35 protein-coding genes are annotated in these 25,585 nt (G+C 39.5%); 16 read left to right on the forward strand and 19 right to left on the reverse strand.

What is annotated here, in order from left to right:
- Positions 1 to 2: 2 nt before the first annotated feature.
- The 3 genes from J8Z24_RS18305 to J8Z24_RS18315 are packed head-to-tail and all read right to left on the reverse strand — an operon-like array spanning position 3 to position 1,361.
- Positions 3 to 200: a helix-turn-helix transcriptional regulator gene (locus tag J8Z24_RS18305; RefSeq protein ID WP_138581935.1), complete on the reverse strand. Its 198-nt coding sequence runs from the start codon at positions 198 to 200 to the stop codon at positions 3 to 5.
- Entirely contained in the window at positions 200 to 445 is a 246-nt protein-coding gene (locus J8Z24_RS18310) for a hypothetical protein (protein ID WP_252095940.1), read from the reverse strand. The genes J8Z24_RS18305 and J8Z24_RS18310 overlap by 1 nt, the downstream gene beginning before the upstream one ends.
- Positions 446 to 452: 7 nt before the next feature.
- The gene (locus J8Z24_RS18315) at positions 453 to 1,361 is read right to left on the reverse strand and encodes a helix-turn-helix domain-containing protein (RefSeq protein ID WP_252095941.1); all 909 of its coding nucleotides are present in this window, start codon (positions 1,359 to 1,361) and stop codon (positions 453 to 455) included.
- A 280-nt stretch (positions 1,362 to 1,641) separates the two neighbouring features.
- Here J8Z24_RS18315 and J8Z24_RS18320 point away from each other — a divergent pair, with 280 nt between their 5' ends.
- A complete protein-coding gene (locus J8Z24_RS18320) occupies positions 1,642 to 1,950 on the forward strand; it encodes a hypothetical protein (RefSeq protein WP_252095942.1) in 309 nt (102 codons plus the stop codon).
- On the opposite strand, the gene J8Z24_RS18325 is transcribed toward J8Z24_RS18320, so the two are convergent.
- Entirely contained in the window at positions 1,947 to 2,231 is a 285-nt protein-coding gene (locus J8Z24_RS18325) for a hypothetical protein (protein WP_252095943.1), read from the reverse strand. The two genes, J8Z24_RS18320 and J8Z24_RS18325, sit on opposite strands and share 4 nt — an antisense overlap.
- A gap of 32 nt (positions 2,232 to 2,263) precedes the next feature.
- Positions 2,264 to 2,869: a 3'-5' exonuclease gene (locus tag J8Z24_RS18330; protein ID WP_252095944.1), complete on the reverse strand. Its 606-nt coding sequence runs from the start codon at positions 2,867 to 2,869 to the stop codon at positions 2,264 to 2,266.
- Between the two features lie 114 nt (positions 2,870 to 2,983).
- Here J8Z24_RS18330 and J8Z24_RS18335 point away from each other — a divergent pair, with 114 nt between their 5' ends.
- Positions 2,984 to 3,439 carry a hypothetical protein gene (locus tag J8Z24_RS18335; protein ID WP_252095945.1) on the forward strand — a complete coding sequence of 152 codons (456 nt, stop codon included), beginning with the start codon at positions 2,984 to 2,986 and terminating at the stop codon, positions 3,437 to 3,439.
- On the opposite strand, the gene J8Z24_RS18340 is transcribed toward J8Z24_RS18335, so the two are convergent.
- Positions 3,423 to 3,689 carry a hypothetical protein gene (locus J8Z24_RS18340; protein ID WP_252095946.1) on the reverse strand — a complete coding sequence of 89 codons (267 nt, stop codon included), beginning with the start codon at positions 3,687 to 3,689 and terminating at the stop codon, positions 3,423 to 3,425. The two genes, J8Z24_RS18335 and J8Z24_RS18340, sit on opposite strands and share 17 nt — an antisense overlap.
- 96 nt (positions 3,690 to 3,785) lie before the next feature.
- Between J8Z24_RS18340 and J8Z24_RS18345 the strand changes: the two genes are divergently transcribed.
- Complete coding sequence (locus J8Z24_RS18345; RefSeq protein WP_252095947.1) at positions 3,786 to 4,049, forward strand: hypothetical protein; 264 nt, start codon at positions 3,786 to 3,788, stop codon at positions 4,047 to 4,049.
- 16 nt (positions 4,050 to 4,065) lie between these two features.
- On the opposite strand, the gene J8Z24_RS18350 is transcribed toward J8Z24_RS18345, so the two are convergent.
- On the reverse strand, positions 4,066 to 4,329 hold the full coding sequence (locus J8Z24_RS18350; RefSeq protein WP_252095948.1) for a hypothetical protein: 264 nt from the start codon (positions 4,327 to 4,329) through the stop codon (positions 4,066 to 4,068).
- 175 nt (positions 4,330 to 4,504) lie between these two features.
- Here J8Z24_RS18350 and J8Z24_RS18355 point away from each other — a divergent pair, with 175 nt between their 5' ends.
- Positions 4,505 to 5,011 (forward strand): hypothetical protein, encoded by a 507-nt coding sequence (locus J8Z24_RS18355; RefSeq protein WP_252095949.1) that lies wholly within the window; start codon positions 4,505 to 4,507, stop codon positions 5,009 to 5,011.
- A 60-nt stretch (positions 5,012 to 5,071) separates the two neighbouring features.
- Here the strand turns inward: J8Z24_RS18355 and J8Z24_RS18360 are convergent, their stop codons facing one another.
- The 3 genes from J8Z24_RS18360 to J8Z24_RS21865 form a co-directional block, all read right to left on the reverse strand.
- Positions 5,072 to 5,485, reverse strand: a complete 414-nt coding sequence (locus J8Z24_RS18360; RefSeq protein WP_252095950.1) for a helix-turn-helix domain-containing protein — start codon at positions 5,483 to 5,485, stop codon at positions 5,072 to 5,074.
- 79 nt (positions 5,486 to 5,564) lie between these two features.
- Complete coding sequence (locus tag J8Z24_RS18365) at positions 5,565 to 5,885, reverse strand: hypothetical protein (RefSeq protein ID WP_252095951.1); 321 nt, start codon at positions 5,883 to 5,885, stop codon at positions 5,565 to 5,567.
- A 514-nt stretch (positions 5,886 to 6,399) separates the two neighbouring features.
- Positions 6,400 to 6,534, reverse strand: coding sequence for a hypothetical protein (locus J8Z24_RS21865; RefSeq protein WP_286037153.1), 135 nt, complete (start codon positions 6,532 to 6,534; stop codon positions 6,400 to 6,402).
- A 385-nt stretch (positions 6,535 to 6,919) separates the two neighbouring features.
- Here J8Z24_RS21865 and J8Z24_RS18370 point away from each other — a divergent pair, with 385 nt between their 5' ends.
- The 7 genes from J8Z24_RS18370 (at position 6,920) to J8Z24_RS18400 (ending at position 10,683) form a co-directional block, all read left to right on the forward strand.
- Positions 6,920 to 7,261 (forward strand): hypothetical protein, encoded by a 342-nt coding sequence (locus J8Z24_RS18370; RefSeq protein WP_252095952.1) that lies wholly within the window; start codon positions 6,920 to 6,922, stop codon positions 7,259 to 7,261.
- 89 nt (positions 7,262 to 7,350) lie between these two features.
- Complete coding sequence (locus J8Z24_RS18375) at positions 7,351 to 7,494, forward strand: hypothetical protein (protein ID WP_252095953.1); 144 nt, start codon at positions 7,351 to 7,353, stop codon at positions 7,492 to 7,494.
- 10 nt (positions 7,495 to 7,504) lie between these two features.
- Positions 7,505 to 8,086, forward strand: coding sequence for a hypothetical protein (locus tag J8Z24_RS18380; RefSeq protein ID WP_252095955.1), 582 nt, complete (start codon positions 7,505 to 7,507; stop codon positions 8,084 to 8,086).
- Positions 8,083 to 8,313: a hypothetical protein gene (locus tag J8Z24_RS18385; protein WP_252095956.1), complete on the forward strand. Its 231-nt coding sequence runs from the start codon at positions 8,083 to 8,085 to the stop codon at positions 8,311 to 8,313. The genes J8Z24_RS18380 and J8Z24_RS18385 overlap by 4 nt, the downstream gene beginning before the upstream one ends.
- The gene (locus tag J8Z24_RS18390) at positions 8,313 to 9,233 is read left to right on the forward strand and encodes an HNH endonuclease signature motif containing protein (protein ID WP_252095957.1); all 921 of its coding nucleotides are present in this window, start codon (positions 8,313 to 8,315) and stop codon (positions 9,231 to 9,233) included. The genes J8Z24_RS18385 and J8Z24_RS18390 overlap by 1 nt, the downstream gene beginning before the upstream one ends.
- A 53-nt stretch (positions 9,234 to 9,286) precedes the next feature.
- Positions 9,287 to 9,502, forward strand: a complete 216-nt coding sequence (locus tag J8Z24_RS18395) for a hypothetical protein (protein WP_138581919.1) — start codon at positions 9,287 to 9,289, stop codon at positions 9,500 to 9,502.
- 2 nt (positions 9,503 to 9,504) lie between these two features.
- Positions 9,505 to 10,683 (forward strand): phage integrase Arm DNA-binding domain-containing protein, encoded by a 1,179-nt coding sequence (locus J8Z24_RS18400; protein ID WP_252095958.1) that lies wholly within the window; start codon positions 9,505 to 9,507, stop codon positions 10,681 to 10,683.
- A 1,139-nt stretch (positions 10,684 to 11,822) separates the two neighbouring features.
- Here J8Z24_RS18400 and J8Z24_RS18405 read toward each other — a convergent pair.
- Genes J8Z24_RS18405 through J8Z24_RS18415 form a run of 3 tightly spaced genes read right to left on the reverse strand, consistent with a single transcriptional unit; the run spans position 11,823 to position 13,280 of the window.
- Entirely contained in the window at positions 11,823 to 12,176 is a 354-nt protein-coding gene (locus tag J8Z24_RS18405) for a hypothetical protein (protein WP_252095959.1), read from the reverse strand.
- Positions 12,160 to 12,405 carry a hypothetical protein gene (locus J8Z24_RS18410; protein WP_252095960.1) on the reverse strand — a complete coding sequence of 82 codons (246 nt, stop codon included), beginning with the start codon at positions 12,403 to 12,405 and terminating at the stop codon, positions 12,160 to 12,162. Before J8Z24_RS18410 ends, J8Z24_RS18405 begins: the two co-directional genes overlap by 17 nt.
- Entirely contained in the window at positions 12,402 to 13,280 is an 879-nt protein-coding gene (locus J8Z24_RS18415) for an LAPAL motif-containing putative phage structural protein (protein WP_252095961.1), read from the reverse strand. Before J8Z24_RS18415 ends, J8Z24_RS18410 begins: the two co-directional genes overlap by 4 nt.
- A gap of 717 nt (positions 13,281 to 13,997) precedes the next feature.
- Here J8Z24_RS18415 and J8Z24_RS18420 point away from each other — a divergent pair.
- Both J8Z24_RS18420 and J8Z24_RS18425 read left to right on the forward strand, forming a co-directional pair.
- Positions 13,998 to 14,990, forward strand: a complete 993-nt coding sequence (locus tag J8Z24_RS18420; RefSeq protein ID WP_147391420.1) for a hypothetical protein — start codon at positions 13,998 to 14,000, stop codon at positions 14,988 to 14,990.
- 513 nt (positions 14,991 to 15,503) lie between these two features.
- Positions 15,504 to 17,018, forward strand: coding sequence for a methyl-accepting chemotaxis protein (locus tag J8Z24_RS18425; protein WP_252095962.1), 1,515 nt, complete (start codon positions 15,504 to 15,506; stop codon positions 17,016 to 17,018).
- Between the two features lie 186 nt (positions 17,019 to 17,204).
- Here J8Z24_RS18425 and J8Z24_RS18430 read toward each other — a convergent pair whose 3' ends face one another.
- Complete coding sequence (locus tag J8Z24_RS18430; protein ID WP_128730940.1) at positions 17,205 to 17,597, reverse strand: tellurite resistance TerB family protein; 393 nt, start codon at positions 17,595 to 17,597, stop codon at positions 17,205 to 17,207.
- 320 nt (positions 17,598 to 17,917) lie between these two features.
- On the opposite strand from J8Z24_RS18430, the gene J8Z24_RS18435 reads away from it, so the two are divergent.
- Both J8Z24_RS18435 and J8Z24_RS18440 read left to right on the forward strand, forming a co-directional pair.
- Positions 17,918 to 18,325: a hypothetical protein gene (locus J8Z24_RS18435; protein WP_147391406.1), complete on the forward strand. Its 408-nt coding sequence runs from the start codon at positions 17,918 to 17,920 to the stop codon at positions 18,323 to 18,325.
- An 86-nt stretch (positions 18,326 to 18,411) separates the two neighbouring features.
- Entirely contained in the window at positions 18,412 to 19,338 is a 927-nt protein-coding gene (locus J8Z24_RS18440; protein ID WP_176032100.1) for a M14 family metallopeptidase, read from the forward strand.
- 120 nt (positions 19,339 to 19,458) lie between these two features.
- On the opposite strand, the gene J8Z24_RS18445 is transcribed toward J8Z24_RS18440, so the two are convergent.
- The gene (locus J8Z24_RS18445) at positions 19,459 to 20,046 is read right to left on the reverse strand and encodes a CBS domain-containing protein (protein WP_125253018.1); all 588 of its coding nucleotides are present in this window, start codon (positions 20,044 to 20,046) and stop codon (positions 19,459 to 19,461) included.
- 591 nt (positions 20,047 to 20,637) lie between these two features.
- Here J8Z24_RS18445 and J8Z24_RS18450 point away from each other — a divergent pair.
- Complete coding sequence (locus J8Z24_RS18450) at positions 20,638 to 21,594, forward strand: FHA domain-containing protein (protein ID WP_125253019.1); 957 nt, start codon at positions 20,638 to 20,640, stop codon at positions 21,592 to 21,594.
- A gap of 324 nt (positions 21,595 to 21,918) precedes the next feature.
- Here J8Z24_RS18450 and J8Z24_RS18455 read toward each other — a convergent pair whose 3' ends face one another.
- The 4 genes from J8Z24_RS18455 to J8Z24_RS18470 form a co-directional block, all read right to left on the reverse strand.
- Positions 21,919 to 22,077: a hypothetical protein gene (locus J8Z24_RS18455; RefSeq protein ID WP_252095963.1), complete on the reverse strand. Its 159-nt coding sequence runs from the start codon at positions 22,075 to 22,077 to the stop codon at positions 21,919 to 21,921.
- A gap of 154 nt (positions 22,078 to 22,231) precedes the next feature.
- Entirely contained in the window at positions 22,232 to 22,741 is a 510-nt protein-coding gene (locus J8Z24_RS18460; RefSeq protein WP_252095964.1) for an Mpo1 family 2-hydroxy fatty acid dioxygenase, read from the reverse strand.
- A gap of 87 nt (positions 22,742 to 22,828) precedes the next feature.
- Positions 22,829 to 23,203 carry a DUF1294 domain-containing protein gene (locus J8Z24_RS18465; RefSeq protein ID WP_125253022.1) on the reverse strand — a complete coding sequence of 125 codons (375 nt, stop codon included), beginning with the start codon at positions 23,201 to 23,203 and terminating at the stop codon, positions 22,829 to 22,831.
- Positions 23,203 to 25,416 (reverse strand): exonuclease domain-containing protein, encoded by a 2,214-nt coding sequence (locus tag J8Z24_RS18470; RefSeq protein WP_353507004.1) that lies wholly within the window; start codon positions 25,414 to 25,416, stop codon positions 23,203 to 23,205. Before J8Z24_RS18470 ends, J8Z24_RS18465 begins: the two co-directional genes overlap by 1 nt.
- Between the last annotated feature and the right edge of the window lie 169 nt (positions 25,417 to 25,585).

The following is a 25,585-nucleotide window of genomic DNA, read 5'->3' on the forward strand; positions in this document are numbered from 1 at the left end:
AATCATCCAACCAAATCCCTAAACTCAACTTTAAACACTCCCTCAATTAGCCCAACCACGTCCACAAACTTAGGTTGGATCTCATTGTTCTCCCACCGTTGATACGTTCGCTCAGACACACCATAAGCAATAGCAGCATCCACTTGCTTTAAACCAGACTGCTTACGCGCGCATTTAAGAATGTTACCGGCTTCAATCATTAGCGTTGGCTCTTAATCCAGTCAGACACACTAAGCACACCAGCATTCTTAGCCCACTCAGCCATAACACGATTACCAGCTGCAGCTGCTCGGTTTTTATCACGCAAACTTGGCTCACCGCCAACCTCAGCAAGTACACGTGCTTTTTCAGCATTAGCTTCAGCCGCAGCAGCGTTGTATTTCGCACCTAAAATTGTCTTAAGTGCATTTTTAAAAGTGATTTGGTCAAAACGATAATTACCCATAACGGCCTCACAGCAAAACATTTTGCTTCTCAAGCAACGAAACCAACTCAATCCGTAAACGCCCTGCTCGCCACTCACCAATTAAGTCGTTTTGATGCCGCTCTGGTAACGCCTTAAATGGCATTCCTGCCTGCAAAGCCAAACTCACATCCTTGCGACTCGAGTGATTAGTAATTTGGCCAGACTGCTCAAAGTCAGATGAACGATGCTGATTAGCCCGCAAACGCCCTAAACCCCGAGCCTTAATCTCGTCACTCAGCCAATCAAACTCAAACCCACGCCAATTTCGTACTACGCACTCGCCCAAACAGTCATCAACGCTCACCCCTTTGTTAAACGCAATCGTCAATTGAGGCGCCAGCCGGTTGATCACAGTTTGAGTTACATCCGCCTTCATCCGCTTTCGCATTGCCAGCCAATCGTCCAATGTTTGGTTCGAGGGCATTTCAGGCCAAACAGAAAAATCCAAATTTTTTGATTTATTTTTTATTGGTTCTTTGACTGGATCTAAAGAGTGACTGGTTCTGGGTGACACAATGTCACTAGGGGGTGGTGTCACGGTGTCACTAGGGGGGTGACTTTCTGACACTACCCCTAGTGACAATTTGTCACTAGGGGTAGTTGGCTGGATCATACTACTTAATAGCATTTCTCTTTCCAAAAAGTACACATTAGACCTATTTCCCTTTATCCCACCTTTTCGCACTTCTTTTCTAATGAGCCCATCTTCTACTAACTTATCGATGTGGCGCATAGCAGAACGTTTAGACATCTCACATTGATCAGCAATATGCTGATAAGACGGCCAACACTCTCCTTTATCACAGGCATTATCAGCAAGCTTAATCAACACTAACTTTCTTGCATGGCTTCCAACGTGAGTTTTCATTGCCAGAACCATAAGCTCCATGCTCATCACGCCACTCCTGTTGCTAAATCAACCAAACATGTCATACTAACCTCCGTCATACTTAAACCCGCAAAGCCGCGTCGCCAAACAAGGTTTGCGGGTTTTTGTTTGTCGGCCTACCCCTTTGGGGTGGGCTTTTCTTCTTTACTTACGGGCGGTGTCGCCTGCGGCTTGTTTTTACCCGGCATATGTCCTGGGTAACGCTCATATAAATTTTCAAACATCGCTTTCTCCTCAATCGAAAATATTGACTACTATTAAAACTCCACAACACGGAGGAATACTCATGCCGCAATACGACGACCTATTTCAAAAACATGCAAAACCACTACTTGAGCAACTACTCAATACTTTTCCAAATAGCATAAAACCATCATACGAAGTCGTTCATAACCCACCTGACGGACAAAACACCCCAGACCACGAAATCATCGCACTAAAAGAAGTAGTAAACTTCTTTCTCGAAGAGGGCTACACGCGACCAAGCAAAAACGTCCTCGGCAATATCGTATTGACAAAGTTAGGTCTTGAATGGCTCGAGAAAGGTGCCCCACTGCCAAATATCGGTGAAAACCCATTCGATGATTGGCTCTAAACACCCACAATGCCCAAACGCTTCAAATGCGCTGCACGTTTACTTTCAAGCAGCGCAATTTGCGTACCCATCAACTTTAATTGCGCCTCGTCCTCAAATGGAATTTGGCCCTTAACTCTCACCGTTTCCCATGCAACCCACCGGATGCTTTTATCCGGCATATCCACTTTCACCAACTCCGTTTCATGGTTTAAAGAGCTAAAATCCACACAGACCAATGGCGCCGTCACCGTTTCGCCATCATCAGTAACTGCCGTAACCGTAAAATTATTAGGGTGCATACCCCTTCCTCCTATTTGTACCAATCAATTACTTAATCCATTGGTACAGTTACACATTGCCCCTTACTCACTTCCACCATCTGCATTGCATCTCTAATGCAATCGTGTAAAGAGTGATGAGGCACCAACCAACTAGGCTGCTCCCAATTTTCTAGGTAGCCCTTAGTGCCACCACTGAGCGCATCAATAAACGTTCTAACGTCGCGCACCTGGTTATACTTCCATGGCGCTTTTAAACCCGCGCTTTTATATAAACTCGCGAGAATAGGCGGATCAAAATCAGTACCACGGCAAAACACTTGGGCGTCTCCAATAAATGCCGTAAGTAAAGCCAGCGCATCTGCAAGTAACATAGTGCTACCACTTAAAACACTTTGTTTTGCTTGATTGCTCTGGCCATTCCACCAAGCAATAGTCCCGGCTGATGTCGTCCGTCCACTAAGCAGCTGCTCAGTCACATTTGGCATAATATGCAGAATGTTTTCACCAACCTCATTGAGCACACCGTCATTAACAGGCAGGCTCAAACCAGTATCCAAAGATACCCGCACAGCAGATACAGTTAACACCACCGCACTTGGCGATGTATCTAGTGTTTCGGTATCTACCACTATAATTTCTTTATTGCTAACAGCCACTTGCAATCCTCATCTCATTTAGTAAACCGGCTAACATGTGCATTTTAAAAACCCCTTACGTCTGCTAATCTGCAAGTGCGAACAAACAACATCAACAAACGAAAAGGACTAACCATGAACCACATGCAAAATATCCAAAAAGAAGACCATGAATATGCATTTACCGCATTTTCTACATTTATTCTCCACCATGCAGCAGAGCAGTTTCCTCTCGATGTATACATAAACAACAACTCTAAGTTTTGGACGGCATTCAGCAAATACTCATTTGATCATGCTGTCGATACTGCTATAAACGTGCTTGAGCCCACCCTTGAATGGCTTCATCAGGAAAACTACATTTGCCTTAAACATGCCTCTTTGGACTTCACTTCAATTCCAACAGTCTTATTAAATTACTCAATAACCGAAAAAGGACTCGATGCAATTAATCACAAGTTCATGCTATCTCCATCAAACGCACAGCACGTGCTTAGGCAAGATAACGACGAAGTGTTCCTCATTAATAAAGAACAAGAATCATTCAAAGCACCTAGCTTTGCATCAAAACTATTTAGTCGCGACAGCTAATTGGCTCAATAGTGCGTTCAACATTGCCAAGCAATTCAGCTTGGCTTTTGCACAGTGCTGCTTTTGCCTCAAAGCTCTGCAGCGCATTTTTAATCTCTTGTCTTTTCTTAAAAATAAAGTCGAGTTCATATTGCATTAAAGCCGTTGTTACTTGTTGACCATCACTTATATAAGTGATTGTTCCAACGCTATTTGCTCCACTATCTTTTAAATTAAGTTGGTCAATCACATGGCTTGCAAAATCTGTCATCACTCCTCCAATTTCATTAATTTAATCGTTTACAAAAATCCGAATCTCTCTGCTATGCTTAATACGTAAAGGACATCAACAAAAAGGAATTGTTTAATGACTCAATACTCACACCATAATCGTACAAACTCCCAACCAAACCCCAATTCACTTAAAGCTCGTGCCGCCGCTGAGTTCAGCCTTTATATGTTCGGCAAAAAACTAGTAGAACAGGACGACTACGCTAGCTATCGCCTTGACGGATGGTTTGAGGCCATCCAGCACTACATCGTGCAAAAACATAAGCTCCCTCTAGCTCAAGTCGCTTCGATGAACACAGAAGCACTGCTCGATATACTTGGTGCCGACATTACCGAGTAACCTTTGGCTCTACTCTTTACTGCTTAAGCATTTCCTCATCATCATTTATAGGTGTAGGATTGCTATGAACGGTATCATGTTGCTCAGGATGAGTTTGTATGGCATTACTTAATAACTCTAAGTTAGCTTTCACTCGCGCATAACCATCTAACTTAATAAGCCCCGTTCCGACTCTATAAGTCCAGTTGTGATCTAGCCCTGTTTCAACGCAAAATGCCTTGAGCTCTCTATTCTCAATCTTGCGTTGTAAAAAAGAGCGAATTTTGCAGATGTCGATCATTAAGTCTCCGAGCGTTGTGTTTATGCAATATTAGTTGCATATAAACAACTATTCAAGTCCAATTTGACTTTTAGACAAATTCAGTTTGTAATTGCACTTATGCAACAATGTTTTTCGACTCTAGCCAAATACCAGCTAGATATTTTGAAATGAATACGTTTAGGGCTAAATGTAGATGGATGATCCAAATTTATTACTAAGTCGAAACTTAGCCTCTTTCTTGAAAGATAAAGGCATTAATGCAAAGGCATTCGCCACAAAAGCACAAGAAAATGGTATACCTTTGGATTACTCTTATTTAACACGCCTATTAAATATGCATTTAAAGGGCGCGGGGGCTGTGAACGTTTCTCTTGGCAAGCTTTCTGAGATCTCAAAAGCTATAAACCTATTCGATAATCATTTCCTAATTACAGAATCCGCACTTTTAAATCCTGAATTCCCTCCAAAACAAAGTGAAGCTTTGTCACATCCAGAAAGCTTGAAGAAAGATTACATTCAATCGATTCAGAGATTTGTTATTGAGACTGGACAGTTAGGGTGGTTAGAAGTAACTAAAGATATTGTTACATTAGAGCTGCTAGCCGACATTGCATTAGCAAAATTTTTGGAAACAGAAAGTGGTTCTTTATTAACTAACAATATCGAAAGTTCTGATTATGAGAAAACCAGCGTAAAATAGCTGACGAAAGGAGATAGTTTAGCGCGCAATTGTGTTTTTAGATCTATTATGGAAAGGTTTTTAATCAGAGTTTTCGAAGCTTTTTTGAAGATTCCTGATCATCACATCAGAAAGCATATCAACATCAATACTTTCTTTCACTGAAACCCAACCAATATCCGATATTTCGAATAAGGTTTTTCTAAACGCTTTACCGACATTCTTCATAAGCAGCTCAGCTGACTTCCCGTCAACTGTGTTATATGCTGATTCTAATGGCTCCTCGGATTTACCAAAAGCCAAGAACTCAATGGGTACGCCGAGGAAGGCTGCCAATCTTGACATCCTTTCGCCTCTTGGAGAAGTTTGTCCACTTTCCCATTGCTGCACTGACTGATGGCTAACATTCAAAGCGCGAGCTATATCTGACTTCTTTAAGCCAATACCTTCTCGCGTCTCTTTGATTCTGTTGCCAATATCTATTTTCGTATTCATGCGCTTTAGATTACAAGTAAAGTTTCTTTAACATTCAAACTATCGGCTTCACCCTCTTGCTGTTGTCTTTAATTTTAATCTATTTCTTTGTGAAAGGTGTTTTAAGCTCTCTGCTAATTGCTGTTGGAAGAGCCACGACATTACTAGATGCCATATTGATCATAGGTGCCTCAACCTCACCCTTTATAACAACGGCTTTTGATTTGATATCCTTGAGCTTTTGGATGCAGCCTAGATTAGGGTTATTCACTTCTTCCTCAACAAGTTCGCAGAGAGGAACAACAACTTCTATATAAGATTTACTCTCTATAGAAGCATCATAATAGACACTTTTGCGTAGAGAAAGCATGAAAAACAGCAAGGATACCGCAAGGCAAAATCCCATTATTAGTACGAACATGACTCATCCCTATCTTTTTTAACAATTAGGTGTTTTGCTGTAAAACAAACAACAACTAAGACAACACAAACATTTATTGAGACAATTGAGCTCTTATAAATTGGCCCTAAGACATCTGTACCAATGATCATCCTATCAAAGTAGCGCAATATTTGTATGGAACTCAAGGCTAAAAATGAGAGGCCTATTGTTATTGATATTTTAGACAATTTGACTCTTGTAATAGCGTGAGATGCGTAAATTGATATTATTGCGAACGTGTTAAATATGACAAACGTTGTGTACCACATGGTTCGCCTAAATCCTACATCACCAATTGATAAGATTAATGGCTCAGACAAATCCATTAAAAAATTAGCAAGGATCAAAACTGCTAAACTTAATTGGGTTGACTTGCAAAAACCTTTTTTTACATTTCCGATCAATAGAGCTAGAAAACTTATTAAAACTAACGAATTTCCAACCCTAAACAGTAAGAGTTCAAATCCTTGCCATTCCATCATTCACCCTTGATTTAATTTCCGTCACTTTCAGCTTTAGCAGGTGGCGGTACAAAAGAGTAAGTACCCGCAGTAGCAGCTGGTTCATTACCATTCCCGTTACCTCCCCCAAAAACTTTAGCTAGTTGTTCTACATTAATTTGCTTCATCAATTTCCTCTCCTAAGTCGTTAAATTGTTGCACTCGCATTATATTGCCTAAATAGGAGTCAAGCAAAAGTAAACCCAAGGTTAACATTATATTCATATATGTAAGCATGTAAAGTAACTTGAAATTTATTTTGCATTTGCACAATTTAAAGTTGCACATTTGCAATTTAGACTCTATTCTAACCTTGACTATTGCAAATATACAACACTGAGTAAAAAATGAAAAATAAGTTATCTAAACAGCTAGCCACTTTGTTGACACTTCTTTCGCTTAAGCCTCATCCATCAATCTCAGTTTCGCTGATGACATTTCCGCGCACTCAAATGGTCGATGTGTTGATTCACAAACAAAGCTAATACTTTGAGCAACTAAGGATTGTACAGCATGGAAACAGAAATTAAACGCGCCATTTTACAAATGATAACATTAGGCATAACACCTCACCCGCGGGTGCATGTGTGCATTAACACATATCCTACGATGCAAATGGTAGGGGTAATGGTGTATCTAGACCCAGACTTTTCTGGTGTAAGCAAGACCAAAACACTGCTCAACAAGAACATCCATATCAACAAAGCAGAAGCACTAAAAGAGCTAAATGAGGTTAACGAACAAATACAAATGTTGTGCGATCAATACTCCGAACAAGAGCAAATAGAAGCACAACCAACACCTACCTCAAGAACAGGATTTTTATCTACGCTGCTGTACAGGTTAGCAGAGTAGAAAGCGGTAACTATTTCTCCATGTAGCACCAGAGACGTGCCCCCACAAGGGCACACCTCTTTTAACTGTTAAGGAGTAGATAATTCAACATGGACATTATTACCGCCACCGCATTGCAATTGGCGTGGTACAAAGGCAAAGACAAGCCTGACGCCAGTGACAAACGAGAGGCTACGAATTTAGTAGCCAAATGGAACAAGCGGCGAATAGCGCTTGGACTAAAACCTTGGTAGGAGAGCTACAATGACACCTAATATGATTAAAGAAATTATCAGCAAAGCAGCACTGCGCGCAGGCCAGTTAGAAGAACACGATTATTTACCAAAAACAGAAATTCAAGCAGCTCAATTTGTGCCACACAGCTGGGTGGTGAGCGCGATGTATGAGCTAGCCAATATGTCACATAAAATGGAGTCGGCTATTCGCCAATATACAATTGGATCAGACTCTGACACTCAGATGTTGCTTGACTCTCTCCCCAAGGCAAAACCGTTATCGCCGGTTGAAGTGGTGAAAGACGAACATGGTTACTGGGATCATCCTAACTGGCCAGCATGGGATGAAATGAACACATTAGCCGAGATTAACCATTACACACTTCAACAAGGTTACCGGCTAAAGTTTTTGCACTTTGAAGACTACTTTAGCAATGAACGGCTCGAGCGCTATTTTGCAGATGGTGACGCCGATATTAGCGACTGGAATCCTGTTTGTGAGCATGACGGTTCATTCCTTCTTTCAATCTACGAAAACGAAGATGGCCCTCGAGCAGTGTTTGCAGTCCCCTTAATTAATAAGCCAGCAAAAAGGGAGCAAGCAGCATGAGCTTAGGAGCATTAAACGACCATTTGTTCGCACAGTTAGAAAGATTATCTAATCCAGACCTAACTGACGAACAATTAAAACATGAAGTGACAAGAACTGATGCAATAGACAAAGTTGCTAAGTCAGCAATAAGTAACGCAGCTTTAGCGCTTAAGGCAGAGGAAATGAAAATTGAGTATGGCCGAACCAACATGCCTAAGATGCTGCAAGTGGGGGGTGGTAAGTAATGTTCGTTTACAGTGAGGAGCACAGAGCGTTTCTTGAAAGAGCAACTAAGCATTTTGATATGACAGGAGTTGCTCAGCAATTCAACACGCATTTTGGTCAGAATAAAACAGAGCGCCAGCTTTTGGCCATAATGCAAAAACACAAGATTTCGGTTGTGACCAAAAAACCAAGAGATAAAAAGTTTAACTTAACTAAAGAGCAACAGGATTGGATAACCGAGCGGTTTGATTCAACTACCATCAATGAGTTAAGGCTTGGTTTTATGAAGCAATTTGAGAGTGATTTTACTCAATCTCAATTTATCAATATTTTGCGAAATCTTAACTTTAAAAAAGCCACTCCAACAACAACCAAAGGCCAATTTAAGTTTCAACTGAGTAATGATCAAGTAAGCTGGCTTGATAGTCAGTATCAAACCCATACAGCTTCAGCGTTATTAAACATGTTTAATGTGAGATATAAATTAACTTTAACATTGGTTCAGTTTAAAAACGTACTCGCTAAACACGGCATCAAAAACAGTGCGAAGCTCAATAAAAAAGTTGGCTATAAAGTAAATAAAACGGCGTTTAAAAAAGGAGATCCGCATTGTACAGCCGTACCGCTGGGTTCAGAACGTACTGAAAACGGCTACGTTCTTGTAAAAATTAAAGAACCAAATGTTTGGCAGGCCAAGCAACGCCTCGTTTACGAACATCACTTTGGACCATTAAAAGAATATGAGGTCGTACGCTTCAAAGATGGTGATAAGCGTAACTTTTCACCAGAAAATTTATTTAAAACGACACGCAAAGGTCATGGTTTTTTATCTAAGTATCAGCTGCTCTCTCAACCCCAACAGATTCAAGATAGCTTACTTATACTAACTCAAGTTAGAGACAAATTAGATGAAGTGAAGTGTAAGCCTTATTTGAGGTAACACTTTATATAAGTGGTAAGTGATGTCCTGATTTAAACACTTAAGGAGTTGTTATGACCCCCAAATTAATGAAAGTACGCGACTGGTTATCGCGCGAATTTGTAGAAGGTAGCGCACCGTCGCTAGAAACCATTAGACGCTTAATGGATAACGGCGAGATCCAGGGGCGTATCGTTGGGAAAAAAATGTATGTGTTTGAAGATCAGCGTTTTGGGGTGTCTCAAAACGTGTCAAACGCCGTTGATAAATTGATCAGAATGAGCTGCTAGTGATGAGCCCTAAACGTAGACACTATAAAAATAGCGACTTACCCGCACACCTTTATCACGATGCCAATAAAGGCTTTAGATTTAAGCTGATAAATGGTGAGCGGGTTTCGCTCGGCTATAACCGTGCTGAGGCTATCGCCATAGCGCAAGAGTACAATATGCGTATGCGTGGCGGGAACAAACAAGGTATAGAGGCGCTTATTACTCGCTCTGCACCAAAACAAGAAGCACTAGCAGCTTACTTAGATAAGATCCAAACAAGGATAATCGACGAGGAAAAGCCCGCACACGACACCATGAAAACACTCATGAATGATATAGAACGAGCTAAAAAGTTCTTCGCCGAGACGCACCCAAAAGACATAGAACTAACGCATGTAAACGAGTATTTATATACCTTTCATGACGGGGCTAGCAACCAGGTTACAAACCGCAAAATTTCGTTTTTAGGTAAAATCTTTGCCTATGCGATGGACGAAGGGCTAATGACAAAAAACCCTGCCAAGCTCAAAAAAACCAAACCTAAAGAGGAAAAGCAGCGAGTTAGGTTAACACCCGACGACTTTAAACGTATTTATGCTGCTGCCCCACTTAATATAAAAGTAGCAATGGATTTGGCATTACAAACCACTCATGCCGCGCTAGAAATATCACGAATTGAATACAAGCTGAGCAAGCCAATGCCAAATCGCTGCGGGTGCGTTTGGTTTAAAGAACCACAAATGCAAAACGGCGGTAAAGTTTACGGCACGTTATACATTCACCGTCAAAAAGTTAAAAACAAAGAAGCTGCGCACGTTGCAATACCCATTGGCCAAGCGATAAAAGACATTATTGATATGAGCAAAAAAGACCTGTTTTTTTCGCCTTATGTGGTCCACAAACGTGCTACTAACTACAACATAGTCAGCCAAGAATGCACCCACGCCACACAGTTTAACCCGTCGTACCTAAGCAAAAAGTTCAGCGACGTGCGAGACAGCATTGGTTTGTACAAACACTTACCCAAGTCCAAGCGCCCTACTTTTCATGAAATACGCGCTCTATCGGCTTTCTTATATTCACAATCAGGCATAGACCCACAAGCGAGAATGGCGCACACAGACGCTAAATCAACCAAGGTGTATACAGAGAACCACAGAGATTGGGTAGAAGTACCGTTGGCGGAGTTGGTGATCTAGACCTCATTCAGCACATGATCAATATATTGACCAAAGAAAGGGGCTCACGCCCCTTTATGAATGACTAAACATAGTATTAATGCCACGGCCAAAAGCGAACCAAAGTGGTTGATGCAATAAGAAATTGATAAAAGCTTATCATTACAGCATCAGAAATTTCGATTGAAAAATTTACTTTCAATTCAAAAACTCCTTCATCAAGTTTAAAAACAACCTTGCTGATACATCAACTTTGATATAATCTTTGGTCTGTGAATCAAAGAAAAGGTGTGCTCAACAAGAACCTTTTCGTGATGGCACTATGCCCCAACATAGTGCCTACTTCCATTCTCTCACGCCGGATAGTCCTACCATAAAAATTTCAAATAGCATTTTATGCGCGTTTTTTATCCGATACCAATAAGATAGAGGGCTAGGGAAAATTTTGCAAGAGAACAACTTAGGCGCAATTGTGGATAAGTTTGGTATAATTTATTTATGTTAGTAGCCACCAACCTATGACCGTTCATCTATTTGACTACTAAGAAAAATCAACAAAAAGATGGGACTTTTCAGCAAAAATGAAAAAAAAGTTTAATTGATTTTTTTCTACACAAATTTGTAGATATAACAGCAAAAACACAACATATCGTCTCTTGAAATAGATATTGACACTACATGTAGTTTAAAGAGTAAAACTAGCTCCCTTCAAGAAACCTACAAAAACCCCTTTCAAAGTTCTTTGGCTTAAAACTAGTCATATAGCCAGCCCAACCCATCTTTTTTAGTAAGGAATGGAAGCATTCGCAGTCAAATAGACTTATATAAATGTGGGTTATGGTGCGTGTAATTCACATGCAGGTAAAGACCACAGGCGAGAACGGCGCGCACAGACGCTGAATCAACCAAGGTTTAAACAAAAAACCATAGAGACTGGGTAGAAATGTCGCTGGCGGAATGAGTACTGCCCACATATTGAACGAGACAGTTTGAGTTTAATGCTAAAGAATAACGGTAATTGCTTTAATGGATTTTTCGCGTCCTTCGCAGATAGCAATCATGAAATATGCCCTTTCAAATATATTATCAGCCGGCAAAAACCATAAGGGCTAATAGAACACCTACAAACTAAATGTCAGCTCTCGTCTGAGCTAAGACAATTATGAAGTACTTTTACTTAACTGAATCTCTGTTTTTCTCGAAATCAGCTTTTTTCTTTCTTCTTTCAAAAATTTCAAATCGTCTTGATTTAATTCCTTTTTTATCATTCTATCCAATTCTCGGATGCCATTGCCTATCTTTGATAGCTCTTTAGCTTCCACTTCACTGAAAGGTTCAATTCGGGCCATTACACGAGTAATGAACCATACAACCATTGAAACTAAAAAAGGGCATAATAGAATCATGGATCCTGACAGAGGCTCGTCTAAGGACAGCTTCTCTATCACGCCAATTGCGGCAGTTGATAATCCTCCCGCTGTAATAGTTGAATTTGGTTTAATTTGCTTTGTCATTAGTTCCTTGCAACAACTCAATTACCTTACGCTTATCAACTTTATCCTTAGACTCAAAGAAATGTTCATTACCATTTGAGTCTATTAAAACGATTTGATGCCGAGTCTCCCATTTTACCGAAATATACTTACCAAAGGCACGACCAAAACGATACATAAAGGGGATGGAGATAATTAACCCTATATATATCATCAATTCAGCAATAGTCGTGACTAGGTCTTGGTTCATAGTAATTTGTTTTCTTTAGCGGCAATGTGTTTAAGGACTTCTTCAATAGTATAGGTGTATCTTGGCGAGCTTCCCACGTTATAGTTAATTTTAACTTTTAACTTAACTTCAAATAAAGCATTTTTTACTAGCGCTTGTTCGCTACGCTCTATCTTATTGATAAACCTATTATCATTAATTTTTACGGGCACAGGGGCATCGTTATCTTTTAAAGTCATTTTCCACCCTTTTGTGCCACTTTCAAAATTTACTTGAACGAAGCGGATGTGAGTGACTTTGGTCTCCTCTTTGGATTCGACGGCTCGTGTGTTGATTCGTTTAAAGCTTTCAGAGTCTTCTCGAGTAATTGTCTCAATAACATCACCAGATTCATTTTTAATGTGAATTTTTGCATCCTTTTGTGTTTGAACTGGGCTATAGAATACTTCTTCAAAATTTTTCCTAAATTCGGGATCCGTGAGCAATGTCTCAACTTCTCTTTCACACTCTACTTTTGTCCCATCATCAAAACTGATAATTGACTTCCCTTTATGTTGTTTATTAACCGAGACCATTTTTTTGGAACCATATTTCTTTATTAGCTCCATAACCGTTCCTGAGACGAAGGCTCCAGCTGCTCCCCCTATCCCTAATATTTGAAGCACATCTTTTGCTTCACGGAGCAACTGAATCACCTCGTAAGAGACTTCAAATGAGCTCTTTTTGTGTGCTTTTACCTTGACTTCAACTGATGACTCCTCACCATTCAGAGCTTTGTCTGCTTTTTTTATTGCTCTAGAGAGGTTTATAAGGCTCTCACCTAGATGCTCGGCATTAATACTGTGTTTTTTTGTTGATTCCGCGTCATAGGAAATGCTAAATGATTTTGATGACATCATCATTCCTGTAAAATTCGAGTTACTTTAAATGTTAATTCAAAGATAACATGTCGTTATCTTTTAAATCCAGAATTTTCAGCCTTGATAAATCAAATACAGAGCGCTTTATCGAACAACAAATAAAGCGACATCAGATTAAAATTTCTACTTCATGATCAAATGCAGAGCTTAGTGGACATCAAAAACTCGGTGGTAATTGAAAACTTAACTTATTGTTTTAGCTAACATAAAAAATGTACTAGAACAGGTAAAACAACTGTTTTTATATACAGTCAATTTTAAAATAAATCTATTTAAAACAGATTGTTAAACTGTAATTTATAGTTGCTATGGGGTGTCAGGGGTCGCAGGTTCAAATCCTGCTATGCCGACCAACTTTTCCTTACCCTGTTCAATAAGTTATAGCACTTTCCTAAGCTGTGCATACACATTGCTTTCGTTCTTATTTATTTTGACGCTCGTAACAATCGCATACCGTCATAGCTATGACCGAATCTTGGTAAAAAAGCACAGAAACCCCGTCAGAAAACTAAGAATATTTCAGGAAAATCTATTATAACTTACCTCAAATACCAAAAAGTAATAGAGCCTATTTCTTTTTGCATTTTTTACACCAATCGATACTGTAATAACCTGTAACAACGTGTAATTACGATTTTTTAGACGCTCAACTATTCTAAAAATGATATTAACCAAAGTCATTAAGGAAAAACCATGAGCGTATATGAAAACATTATTGCAGACCTAAAAACCAGTTTTGAAAACGTATTTCCGAATTGGGCGGAAAAGTTTGAGCAAGCACAGACGGCTGAACAACTCTATGACGTTCAAAATGAGATGCTCTTATCACTTTCTTCTACTGATCAACCTAGTAATCAGGGTGCAATTGCCATCACATCTGAAATGTTTGAAAAGATGAATTCTGCAGAGGGTGATGAAATAGAAACCTGCTGTAAGCAGTTACTCACGTTGTCTGCTGCACTTAAAGATCTTCCTCCAAACCCTACATCACAGCAGGTTACTGCAGTTTTTATTAAACATGAAGTCGCTGCAATTACTAATAAAATGTGTGAACAACTGAAGAAAAAGCTCATTAAAGATGAGGGAAAGCTCACCAAGCAGTTAATGGAAGAAATGATTGATGAGCTACTTGCTGATAGTGAAGAAGTAGCTGAAATCCTAGACATCGTAGTCGCAACATTTATTGCACTTGTGATCCCTATCCTTTGGTTTTTTGATAAGTCAGCACAGTGTATTCTTTATGTCGTCAATAATACTGGCGAAGACATCAAGTACCTTCATCGACATGACAAACATGGTAAGTGTCTCGTTTATACGAGTTTGATACCGGGCATGGTTGAAAATAAATCTGATCCTAATGACTCTTGCAGATTTGCAGGGCTTGTGTCAACTTCTAAAAAGGAAGGCGCTCTAATTGGCACGCAAGCTGGGTTTTCATTTACCATCAACGATCCCGTAACTGGAGAAGAATTAAATGAATTCGCTATTGGTATTGAGTGTCCTTATAGTGAAAAGAACTGCTTTAGTTGCGCGTTTAACTATTCCGCAGAAAAAATCTCAAATGATCAGAGTACTTCTCATGGCCACTCACAAACAAAAACAGATAAGGATTATCAACTCAAGGTATCCTTGAATAGCTTCGAGCACTCTCCAGCATATTTTATCGCTGTGTTATCAAAAGCATAAAATATGTCTCGATAGAACTTTGTTGAACAACGGGTAACTGGTAAAGGTACAATTTATGTTGACCATTTCTGCCCGTTGTTTTTACAGAAGCTTTGTCTAACTGATAGTTATTGCCAACTAAGCAAACACTCCAAAATAATGCGAATGGTTCTCAATAATTTTAGCCTGCTTCGGCTAAATTGTTTCCTCGTAAAAAGCTTCATTGAGTAGACTATCTAGATTCAAAATTATTAACTTAATCTGCGAAAATTGAGTGTAAGCTCAACCCCGAGATTCACGGCTTCTGAAGTTAACTCTTAACATGATTTATAGTGACCGCTATTGATTTGTCAGACGCAATGTTGCTTGGCTGTAGGTGACTTACCAAATAATGATCTCAATCATAGAACATCGCTTTAGTATCCCACTTTTGTAAAAAATACTTCTGACTATAAAGTCTTAGATTTATATTTCTCCAGTCTTAAGCTACCGAGATAAACAATAATGCCAAAAATAGTAGGTAGGGAAATAAAGTTGGATAAGCATAGTATTTTACTTTCAACAACAGACTTGGATAGTCGTATTACTTATGCAAATCAGTCTTTTTGCGAAGTTGCCGGATATACCATTGGGGAAATGTTAGGCCAGCCACATAATTTAGTTCGAAATAAAGATATGCCAAAAGCTGCTTTTAAGAATATGTGGTCTACTATTCAACGTGGTGACTCTTGGATGGGTCCAGTTAAAAATTTAGCGAAAAATGGTGATTATTATTGGGTCAACGCGTTTGTTACACCAATAAGAGACACTAAGGGAGAAATTGTTGAATATCAGTCTGTGAGGACAGCACCAAGTCCTGAGGTGGTAGCGCGAGCACAGAGCGCCTATAAAACTCTTGATAATAAATCCAAAATTTACAGGTTTGACAGTACATTAATTATCTTATACTTGTTAGTCGCAACCATCCTTTCACTTGCCCTAACGCCCGTATTTAATAGTCACTGGTTTACACTATTTCCTGCTTTTTTATTACTAATAGTTACTCTGCTTACACTTAATTTTAGGGCCAAATATGTCCGTGTTCTTGCCCAAGCAAAGTGTATTTTTGATAATGATATTATGTCGACGATATATGGTGGTTCGAAAGATAGGGTTGCAGATATTATGCTTGCCTTTGAAATGCAAAAGGCCAAGATTGCCGCCGTAGTCGGACGCGTAAATGATGTATCAATACAAGTGAGTGAGAATGCTCGCCTCACTACAAAAAGTGGCCAATTTGTATCTGAGTTACTAAAACAACAGACTACAGAAACAAAAGAGATGGTAACGTGCATGGGTGAGTTCTCACAGACGATTGATGAACTCTCTGAAAATGTAAATCATGCAGCCGATACAGCCTCAAAGTCTGAACAGCAAGCAGGACTGGGGAAATCAGCAGTCAAAGATGTAATAGATTCAATTCATTATCTTGATACCCACCTAATGGAAGTAAATAATGCAGTTAACCGCTTAGTATCGGGAAGCGACAAAATACAAAATATTCTCGGTGTCATCAATTCAATAGCTGACCAAACCAACTTGTTGGCGCTGAACGCCGCTATTGAGGCTGCACGAGCAGGTGATCACGGTAAAGGGTTTTCAGTAGTTGCCGATGAGGTTCGCACTTTGGCACAAAGAACCCAGTCTTCCACAGAAGAAATAACTCAATTACTACAAGAACTGAACGAGATTTCAAATTCTGCAGTCGAATCAGTTCAAAAAAGTAATAATCTGTCGAGCCAAAGTGTCAACCTAGCGATGAACAATGGCTCTAGTCTGGACACAATTCAGAGCTATGTTATCCGCTTGGCGGATCTAAATCGCAGTGTAGCTGCAGCTATTGAACAGCAAAGCTGTGTTGCTAAGCAAATCAGTATTAACGTCGAGAGCGTAACCACATTGGCTGAAAAAGGTACTGAACATGGAGACAGATCTTTTGAGTTAAGTAAGGAGTTACTTGCGCAAATTGAACAACAAACTCGGTTGATCCAACAGTTTTCAAAAACTTAATAATTTACCCTAAAGGGTTATCAGGTAAGGTCTAAATATTCACATATAAACTAGTAAACCTAGATTTCTATTCAAAATCTCACAGAGAGGAGCTTTTTGACTTACTTTGAGTATCAAGTATCGAGTGAACCACCATAAAAGTGCCTTGGTTCACTCTATTTTGCTTAAATGATGGCGTATAAGCTATCATAGCTCAGCTTCAAGAATGGCTAATGCTTCTTTTTCAGCTTGCTTGACGTTACCGTCAGCTTCAATCACGCGTATAGCGAGATCTTTTGCTAATTTTCTCATCGGCTCATCCACAATGTTATTCATACGATGTTGCACATAAGCCTCAATATCATTGTTTTTTATCGCAACGACAGATTTTGATAAGCTGTCCTCTATATAACTATCCAAATCTATCGCGGAATTCCATTGCAAACTTTTTGCCCACTTTCTGACAATATGTTTCTCGCTTTCGCATATCACCCCATCTACTCCAATGAACAATATTGCGATGTCGATAAGCGCCTCTTTTTGCATTTGATCAACACAAATACCAGTGTCAAAATGATTTAGTAGTTGTTCAAATTTCATAATTTTTCCTTAACCTTTTTAATGCAAAATACCAAAATAGGTATTTCAAGACTAAAAGTAACCCACATAGACTTAAACAATATGCTAACTTTTAGTATTTGTCATATTAAAAATATCACATGTTAAATTACAGACGATGTGGCGACTATTAACCACATTACAACTCCTCGGAATGTTAACCATACTAATTAACCAAAAAGAACCGCACCTATCATAGTAAAGAATGAATTAGATAGAAAAGTTCCTAGCCTCCACAATTGATTCATCTTGTTGCAATAATTTGCACGCTCTTTGATTAATAGAAGTAAATAGGAACAATTGTGAAAGAGTTAAAACTAGGAATGAACCTCTCATTTTTTATTTCCCTGTCTGTTTTTGCCCTCGGCTTAGTTGCATTAGATGCGTTGCTCATATCTGACAGCATCTACATGTTTTCTTTTGCACAAATGGCACTATCAGCAGCCATCATCTTTTATATCATCGTCGGGGTTTGGGCTATTTTCAGTGGTCAAAGCAGAGTGATTGTTTGTAATCAAGGAGTAGCTTATCAAACCCTATTTGGTCAAAAATACTACATACCCGCTGAAGAAGTAGAAAAAATTTCGGTTGAACGCATACTTTGGTTTAGTTATACCAAGCTCCATATGGCTAACAGGACGCTAAGGCTTTGGTCGTTTAAACCGAGCCAAGCGCAACAGCGCAGTTTAAAAGTACTTGGCTACTTCTAATCTAAGACAGTTTCAAACGCTGGTAGTTGGGGTTGCGTTACAAACAAGCTATTGCGTATGATGATGCAAACTTTAAAGAGGTTAGCATGCAAAGACAATATCCGATAGGTACACCAGGTGTACCTTGGGGCAAAACAGAGAAACAGCAATGGCTTGAACGCCAGTCCGTAAAACGTTCCTATAATGATGAAGTAGTTTCTCAAATTGAGCAATTAAAACATGCTTTTGAAACAACAGAGTATGGTCAATTACATTACCAAACCCAAGATTACACTTTATACGCCCTTACTACTTCGCACTGGAACGAAAACAACCCAACAGTTTTGGTCACCGGTGGCGTACACGGATACGAGACAAGTGGAGTACATGGCGCGCTTGACTTTGCTAGCACTCAAGCTAAGAAGTATGAGGAACAATATAACTTTATTATCCTACCATGCCTTAGTCCTTGGGGTTACGAAACAATTAACCGCTGGAATCCTGACGCTATCGATCCCAATCGTTCATTTTATGATAATAGTCCAGCACAAGAGTCTGCATTAGCTACTCAATTTGTACTGCAAAAATCAAATAACATCTTATGCCACATTGATTTACATGAAACGACGGACTCTGATAACTCAGAATTTCGACCAGCTCTAGCAGCAAGAGATGGCAAAGAAAATCACAACTGGAACATTCCTGATGGTTTTTATTTAGTCGGTCACACTCAAAAACCAGCGGCAGAGTTTCAAAAGTGTGTCATCGAAGAGGTCAAAGCAGTCACCCAAATAGCTCCTTCAGATATTAACAACCAGTTGATTGGTGTACCAATAGAGCAATTTGGTGTAATAAATTATGATGGGACAGCACTGGGGTTATGTATGGGGATGACAAATGCACCTTACGTCACGACAACCGAAGTGTACCCAGATGGTAAAAATGCGACGCCAGAAAGCTGCATAGTCGGTCAAGTAGCCGCAATTTGTGGGGCGCTAAAATTCTTACAAAGCAACTCCCGACCCTCATATTAAGCTTTTGCTGGGGCTTTTTGCAGTACCTAATTACCTAACTCGCTTTTGTAAAACGAAAAGCCTGCAAACCTAGCCTTTGGATGATTAATGAGTTTCCTCACTAATCATCTATATTTTTGCTTAATTAGTAAAATCTTCACGTCCACTGATCACATCGAAAATTTCTTTAAATGAGGTTGGTTTTTGTAAAATACTAACAGGTATATGGAGTGCTCTTGCGATGTCGCTGGCAGAAATCATACCTCTCAACCCATCAGCTCCTGACAACAGCACGTGCTGTAAACCTAACTGTTGTAGCGTCTCTAGCACGTCACCGATTGTACTTTTAGCCACAACATCATAAGAAACAGCATGAAGATCATCCTTTGTTGTCATCACATCCTCGACGCAAACTTCTTCTCTTGGTATTTGCTTCCTTTGTGCTACGCTCAATACTTTACGCCCTGAAAGATCACGGCAATTAACCACACCAAGAAAGTTATCGTCATCATCAACAACCAACTTTGAACGTACGTGGCCGTTTTTCATCATGTATAACGCATGATCTATATCCACATCTTTTGATATTACTTGCGGTTGCCTTCGAGTAAAGTCGGTCACTACTTTTAGAGCAGTGCTGTCTAAACTTAGTGGCTCTGAATCAAAATGATCACAGAGTGGAAACTCTCCTTGTAATTTTATTGTTTTCAGCGCTTTGTATTGGCCCATGATATACTCCTAGCATGTCTGGAGACGCTACGATTAGTACGTATGTCATCATTCAAAAACGTGATAATAAAAAAGGAAGAGCCGACGCTAAAACCGAAGTCAGATCTCATTAGGTTTGGGTGAGGTATTGATACCTATCGCTCTACAAACATTACAAAATTTGTGCAACTGCTTTTATGTTGGTCTCTTCATTAACTATGGTTTATGTCAGAAATTAATTCAAGCTGATATGCCCAACAAGGCAGTAACTTAAGTGTAATGCTGTGTAATGGCTTAATTTCCATAAACCTCTTAGACTGTTAGTGTTGACTAGGATTTATCACCCTACAGACAAACGGCCTGACCTATTGGGTTTCGCATCAAACTAAAACAACTGTTATGCCAAGTTGGGCCACTCCAGTATTAAAGTACTGGTTAAATCTTCCCTCAACGAGACCCACCTCGTGGGTCTTTATTATTGAGTAGAAGGGAATAAGATTGTATGCTGCTCGGCACTTATACCTCTTATAACCCAAATGCAGTCTCTGCTGAGTTAAATATGGTAAAATGCGACAAGCATGAAATTTTCATCAAAGTTATACGGAACTAACTATGGCTTATTTAATCGACGAACAGAAACTCGAAAGAGTCTATCTTAAAAGCTACCACACTATCGGTCGCTATAAATACAGTGTAGATACTCTGATAGACAAGCCTGGAGTTTCACGACACCATGCCATTATTGAACTCAATGAGAACAAATGGTTTATCAGAGATGTGAGCACCAACGGTATTTGGATCAATGATAAAAAACTTGATAAAAATTTACCCTATCAACTCTTTGAAAATGACAAAATTGACTTTGCAGCGCCAGGTCAAAACTCTTTTGTGGCAGCAAATTTACAAACCGAATGCCAATACTTAGTCTCTCAGTCTAACAACCAAAAAGTGATAGAAGTCACTAATCAGTTACTTCTTCCAAGTGAAGATGAGCCAAAACATATCATTTACTATGATAAATTACTCAGTTATTGGTTCTTAGAAGATTTAAACACATCAGATCGTCAGGCGCTTATCGATGGTAGTATTATTTCGTTAATGAATGATCAGTGGATGTTTTTTTCCGCTACGACCATTGCAGTGACCAAACATTTGGAGTGCCAAAAAGCAGCTAAGCCCATGGCACTTGAGTTTAATGTTAGTCAAGATGAGGAGGATACACAGTTATCCTTAAACATAGACCACAAACATTTAGATCTGGGTGTAAGAAGTCATCACTACTTGTTGTTATTGCTCGCTAGAGCTCGAATTCAAGACAAAGATGCAGGTCTAGAATCGGATGTTCAAGGCTGGATGTATCGCGATGATTTAGCCAAAGCATTAGGCGTTCAGACCAATCATATGAATATCATGGTGCATCGTGCTCGAAAGCAGTTTGTTGATTCAGGCGGTGATGACTATCCTGAAGCCTCATTTTTATTAGAAACACGCTGTGGTCGTGTAAGGCTAAATTGCCAAGATATCACCATAATAAAAGGCTCTAAGCTAGAAACTCGGATGACGATATAATACCAATTTGACTTAATACTTGCTCAATTTGAAGGAGTAAGTCTGACGCTAACAGCGGTAAAAACTTCTTATTTAGAACAACGAAATAGCAAAATTTTTGCCTTGCCTACACGGAGGTAGGTACCTTGGTGATAGCAGGACGCGGTAGCGGGGTTATCAATAAGATTTTCTCGCCTCAAAATAGACCACTTAATTAAGAAAATTGGTATAAGCTACTTTCTTCCTGATAAATGTTGCAATAATTCTATTCTCAGCATTGCAACTAGGAGCCACATATTCACCCATACTGCTAGCTGAGTGAAAAGGGATTTTACTCAGCCGACTTTAGGCTAAACCACTAAGTTCAATGTCAATTTGCTTGACTAATCTACTTGTAGGCGAAATCTCGTAGATAACTTCGCTGCCACCGCGCCCTGCTTTCGCTAAAATATCTACGCCCGTAGGCAGGGCGAATGTACACGCCAATAGCTTGGCAGTTTTCACTTGAACCGACTACTAGGAGGGCACTAATAATCCAAAGCTTAGGATATTTGGTTGTTTCAAATAAAAAATGCTAACGTGGTTAGGGTAAAGCTTTTAGTTTCATGGTGTAACGCAACTATTGTCGGTAATAGTAGCGAAGAGAGTAGAAGTTCATTTACTTGTATTCTCCCGCATTGTTAATAATGGTATTTTCCAATTCTTTGAATAGACCAAGTAAAAACAAAAATTCAACCAACACAAACAATGGCCCTATCGCTAAGCCAATCAGATCATCAACAAATGCAGGCTTCTTTCCTTCAAAGTAATGACCAATAAACTGTAATACCCATCCAACAAAGAACATACCGGCCCAAAACAATGTTGTTGCTATCTCAGCTTCGATAAGCATTGGATTGACGATAAATACGGTGTAGTAAAATCCAGCAATAACAATACTCATCATTAGCGCAAATAAAGGGGATAGAAAAAGGTAGTATAGACACAGCATTACGCCAAGAAGCGCAGAAAATGTGATGGTGATCCCTGAAACTTGCCATAACGGTACAAAAGTGAGGCCGACAATGGCAAGCACAATTAAGGGTATACCAAAAAAATGGGTTAATATATTCTTTCTACTGCGATGGTACTTACCATACTGACTCAAAAGTATTTCAAGTTTACTCATTATTATTCTCTATTTAACACCTATTCAGTGTATTGATAATTAGCCATATACTAAAAATTTTCAATACAAAATGCTAAAAACCGCTATTTAGCGCAAGATAAATAGATTAACGAATAACACTCCGAAGACCAAAGATTGAAAAAACAGTACCGCTAGCAGTTTAAAATTGAAGCTTGGTTTAATCGTTTTATGTTTGAGAACAAACATGGCTATAGGTGTTGCGATATTCAAACCTAGTAACCCTGCCAACAGTAGATTTTTCTCTGCTACACGAGAATGTGCGAGTGTTGAAGAACGCTTGTCCCACCAGAATAAAATGAAAATACAAAGGTTATTAAACACAAGTATTGCTATCGTGAAAATTACATGCCAAGGAAGCTGACTGACACATAAAGCCCCAAGCCATACCGCTATTCCCCAAAATAATGCCAATTGATGGTGTACCAGCCGAGTTATCGACATTATCGTGCTAACCTAAGCTGGTTGATATGTATAAAAATTTCTGCGGCCGCTAAAGCGTCAGCCATCGCTCTATGGTGGTCTTTTAGGCTTACACCTAATGACTTTGATAATGGGGCAAGTGCGTATGAATGTAAACCAGGTATTAGTTGCCTCGCAAGTGTTACAGTGCAAAGCTTAGCGCGGTAGAAATCAACATTCGCTCGCAAAAACTCGTGTTTTACAAAACCATAATCAAAGTTAACATTATGCGCGACAAAAATAGCACCCAAACAAAATTGCTCTACCTTCTCAATCACTTCAGCGAACCTCGGAGCCTCAGTTACCATCGACTGTGTAATACCTGTTAACTCCGTAATTCTTTGAGGAATACGTCTCATCGGATTGATAAGTGACTGCCATTTTTCAACTATCTCGCCATTAATGACTTTAACTAATGCTATCTCTGTAATTCGATCAAAACCTTTATTTCCGCCAGTCGTCTCAACATCGACAACCACATAGGGTTGATCTGGCGTGATTTGCCATTTCACTGTTTTGATTGCTGTTGGTATGCCACAGTTTAATAACTTGGAGATATTCACCAGCTGGCTACGACTCAAACTGTCACCCGGAGCCTTAATTTCCTCAAACCGCATGCGTGATTGTTGATCGATCACCATTAAATCAGGGAAGCCAGAGCGCATCGAATTAAAGTTTTTACACATCATTTGCAGGACTTTTTTTAAGCTACTAACCGGTATATGTTTTAATAACAATTCAATTGGTTCGAGTAGTTTTTCATGCCAGTGAAACAAACGATTAGGTTCTGCGTAATGCTCACTCATTTGTTTGAGCAGCCACATCCGCCAGACTTGAGCGTCGCTCAGCTTAGCAAGCCGCTCATCGATCTCGGCTTCAAGCACTTCATAAAAACGGTTTTCTTTTAATATCGAGGGCGTTTTTGAAAATTCATTCGCCATTATACTCTTGGGGTGACGGTATAACTCCTGCCAAAACGTTAGTCCAAACAAAGAGAGCCACAACTTATTTTCCACATGATACGCATTTATCCCTTGACGTTTGTAATGCGCGATAACTCCTGCTTCAGTTTGCCCTTTATATGCCTCTTCAATCGAAATCGGTGGCGGGCTCGCTCTGAGCATGTCGGTTAAAATAGAAGTGCGCTTTTTATTAAACTTTCGCTCGTAGAAGTCCTCAGCAAATATCATCAACGTTTCATCATGTTGACCTTCAATGACCTTTTCCAATCTCTGTCGCGCAAGTTCTTCATTACCAGATTTATACAAAAACCGGATCAGAACTTCTTCTGCTTTGGGGTGTCCACTTACCTCTAATAGCTCAGCATAAATAGGGCTTTCTACTCCAAGCTTTTGAGCTAGTAACAAAACATATTTAGAAAATTCAGCTTCTGCGTATGAGCCAATCACTTCTGGTACTTGGTGTGAAGCTATTCTTTGGCTTTGTTGGATTAACTCTTCTGGTGTCTTATCTTCCAATGTACGACGCTCAGCTGCATAATAAAAAGCACTCGTGGCTTCACTGCGATGTTCAAAATGAGCATGATACACCTGAGTATCCGTGCGGGTCTGCATTACGCCTAGGTCTCGCATCGAAAAATGTCCCAAGCTATAACCTAACTTACCAAAGTATAAAAATAGAAAATAATCAACATCATGCAAAAATGAAAGAGTTAGGAAGGCTGCTAAACTTGATTGCTGAATAAGCTTCTGAGGTTCCGCAGCACATAGCAAATGGTCAATCCAAGTTGCTTTCTTAGCAGATTTTGCTGGCTGCCCTTCAAGCTGCATTACCTCGGCTAGCAGTATCAACTGCGATTTTGTTTGGCACGACAGCAGCGTTTTTATTTCTTCTATATCTCCAGGTCGAAGCAACCCCATCTTTCGTAGATTGATCGAAACAGTCTCAATGTCAGCTATTTCTTTATAGTTCAACTCACGAATATCGATAAAAGGAGTTTTGCGCGACATAAAGCGAACCAACAAGCATAATTCATTTTCTGGTAATCGCTGTAATTGTTGTAATAGCGAGTGCTGTTTATCGCTCAACAAAGATTGGCAAGTTGACTGTAAATAACCTAATAACTCATTAAAATGACTTAGGTAGTATTTGTTGGGGAGTTCTTTTCTCAAAAGGCGGCAAAAAAAACTGTTTATATATACAGTAAAAGTAACATGAAACAGTAAGACTGCCAAGATTGTAATACCAATTTTCTTAATTAAGTGGTCTATTTTGAGTCGAGAAAACCTTGTCGATAACTCCGCTACCGCGTCCTGCTTTCGCTAAGGTACCTACATCCATATAGGCAAGGCAAAATTTTGCTATTTAATTGTTCTAAATAAGAAATTTTTAACACTGTTAGCG

Origin of the sequence: Pseudoalteromonas sp. SCSIO 43201 (assembly GCF_023716725.1) — a bacterium.
Lineage (GTDB): Bacteria > Pseudomonadota > Gammaproteobacteria > Enterobacterales > Alteromonadaceae > Pseudoalteromonas > Pseudoalteromonas peptidolytica.

Excerpts from the sequence above, each read along its gene's own strand:
- J8Z24_RS18305 (WP_138581935.1), bottom strand. The coding sequence starts at position 200 with ATGATTGAAGCCGGTAACATTCTTAAATGCGCGCGTAAGCAGTCTGGT.
- J8Z24_RS18350 (WP_252095948.1), bottom strand. The coding sequence starts at position 4,329 with ATGATCGACATCTGCAAAATTCGCTCTTTTTTACAACGCAAGATTGAG.
- J8Z24_RS18400 (WP_252095958.1), top strand. The coding sequence starts at position 9,505 with ATGAGCCCTAAACGTAGACACTATAAAAATAGCGACTTACCCGCACAC.
- J8Z24_RS18335 (WP_252095945.1), top strand. The coding sequence starts at position 2,984 with ATGAACCACATGCAAAATATCCAAAAAGAAGACCATGAATATGCATTT.
- J8Z24_RS18390 (WP_252095957.1), top strand. The coding sequence starts at position 8,313 with ATGTTCGTTTACAGTGAGGAGCACAGAGCGTTTCTTGAAAGAGCAACT.
- J8Z24_RS18345 (WP_252095947.1), top strand. The coding sequence starts at position 3,786 with ATGACTCAATACTCACACCATAATCGTACAAACTCCCAACCAAACCCC.
- J8Z24_RS21865 (WP_286037153.1), bottom strand. The coding sequence starts at position 6,534 with ATGAAGCAAATTAATGTAGAACAACTAGCTAAAGTTTTTGGGGGAGGT.
- J8Z24_RS18380 (WP_252095955.1), top strand. The coding sequence starts at position 7,505 with ATGACACCTAATATGATTAAAGAAATTATCAGCAAAGCAGCACTGCGC.
- J8Z24_RS18375 (WP_252095953.1), top strand. The coding sequence starts at position 7,351 with ATGGACATTATTACCGCCACCGCATTGCAATTGGCGTGGTACAAAGGC.
- J8Z24_RS18410 (WP_252095960.1), bottom strand. The coding sequence starts at position 12,405 with ATGAACCAAGACCTAGTCACGACTATTGCTGAATTGATGATATATATA.
- J8Z24_RS18325 (WP_252095943.1), bottom strand. The coding sequence starts at position 2,231 with ATGCACCCTAATAATTTTACGGTTACGGCAGTTACTGATGATGGCGAA.
- J8Z24_RS18415 (WP_252095961.1), bottom strand. The coding sequence starts at position 13,280 with ATGTCATCAAAATCATTTAGCATTTCCTATGACGCGGAATCAACAAAA.
- J8Z24_RS18385 (WP_252095956.1), top strand. The coding sequence starts at position 8,083 with ATGAGCTTAGGAGCATTAAACGACCATTTGTTCGCACAGTTAGAAAGA.
- J8Z24_RS18460 (WP_252095964.1), bottom strand. The coding sequence starts at position 22,741 with ATGAGTAAACTTGAAATACTTTTGAGTCAGTATGGTAAGTACCATCGC.
- J8Z24_RS18395 (WP_138581919.1), top strand. The coding sequence starts at position 9,287 with ATGACCCCCAAATTAATGAAAGTACGCGACTGGTTATCGCGCGAATTT.
- J8Z24_RS18420 (WP_147391420.1), top strand. The coding sequence starts at position 13,998 with ATGAGCGTATATGAAAACATTATTGCAGACCTAAAAACCAGTTTTGAA.
- J8Z24_RS18450 (WP_125253019.1), top strand. The coding sequence starts at position 20,638 with ATGGCTTATTTAATCGACGAACAGAAACTCGAAAGAGTCTATCTTAAA.
- J8Z24_RS18365 (WP_252095951.1), bottom strand. The coding sequence starts at position 5,885 with ATGTTCGTACTAATAATGGGATTTTGCCTTGCGGTATCCTTGCTGTTT.
- J8Z24_RS18465 (WP_125253022.1), bottom strand. The coding sequence starts at position 23,203 with ATGTCGATAACTCGGCTGGTACACCATCAATTGGCATTATTTTGGGGA.
- J8Z24_RS18315 (WP_252095941.1), bottom strand. The coding sequence starts at position 1,361 with ATGAGCATGGAGCTTATGGTTCTGGCAATGAAAACTCACGTTGGAAGC.
- J8Z24_RS18440 (WP_176032100.1), top strand. The coding sequence starts at position 18,412 with ATGCAAAGACAATATCCGATAGGTACACCAGGTGTACCTTGGGGCAAA.
- J8Z24_RS18360 (WP_252095950.1), bottom strand. The coding sequence starts at position 5,485 with ATGAATACGAAAATAGATATTGGCAACAGAATCAAAGAGACGCGAGAA.
- J8Z24_RS18445 (WP_125253018.1), bottom strand. The coding sequence starts at position 20,046 with ATGGGCCAATACAAAGCGCTGAAAACAATAAAATTACAAGGAGAGTTT.
- J8Z24_RS18355 (WP_252095949.1), top strand. The coding sequence starts at position 4,505 with ATGGATGATCCAAATTTATTACTAAGTCGAAACTTAGCCTCTTTCTTG.
- J8Z24_RS18340 (WP_252095946.1), bottom strand. The coding sequence starts at position 3,689 with ATGACAGATTTTGCAAGCCATGTGATTGACCAACTTAATTTAAAAGAT.
- J8Z24_RS18320 (WP_252095942.1), top strand. The coding sequence starts at position 1,642 with ATGCCGCAATACGACGACCTATTTCAAAAACATGCAAAACCACTACTT.
- J8Z24_RS18405 (WP_252095959.1), bottom strand. The coding sequence starts at position 12,176 with ATGACAAAGCAAATTAAACCAAATTCAACTATTACAGCGGGAGGATTA.
- J8Z24_RS18370 (WP_252095952.1), top strand. The coding sequence starts at position 6,920 with ATGGAAACAGAAATTAAACGCGCCATTTTACAAATGATAACATTAGGC.
- J8Z24_RS18310 (WP_252095940.1), bottom strand. The coding sequence starts at position 445 with ATGGGTAATTATCGTTTTGACCAAATCACTTTTAAAAATGCACTTAAG.
- J8Z24_RS18430 (WP_128730940.1), bottom strand. The coding sequence starts at position 17,597 with ATGAAATTTGAACAACTACTAAATCATTTTGACACTGGTATTTGTGTT.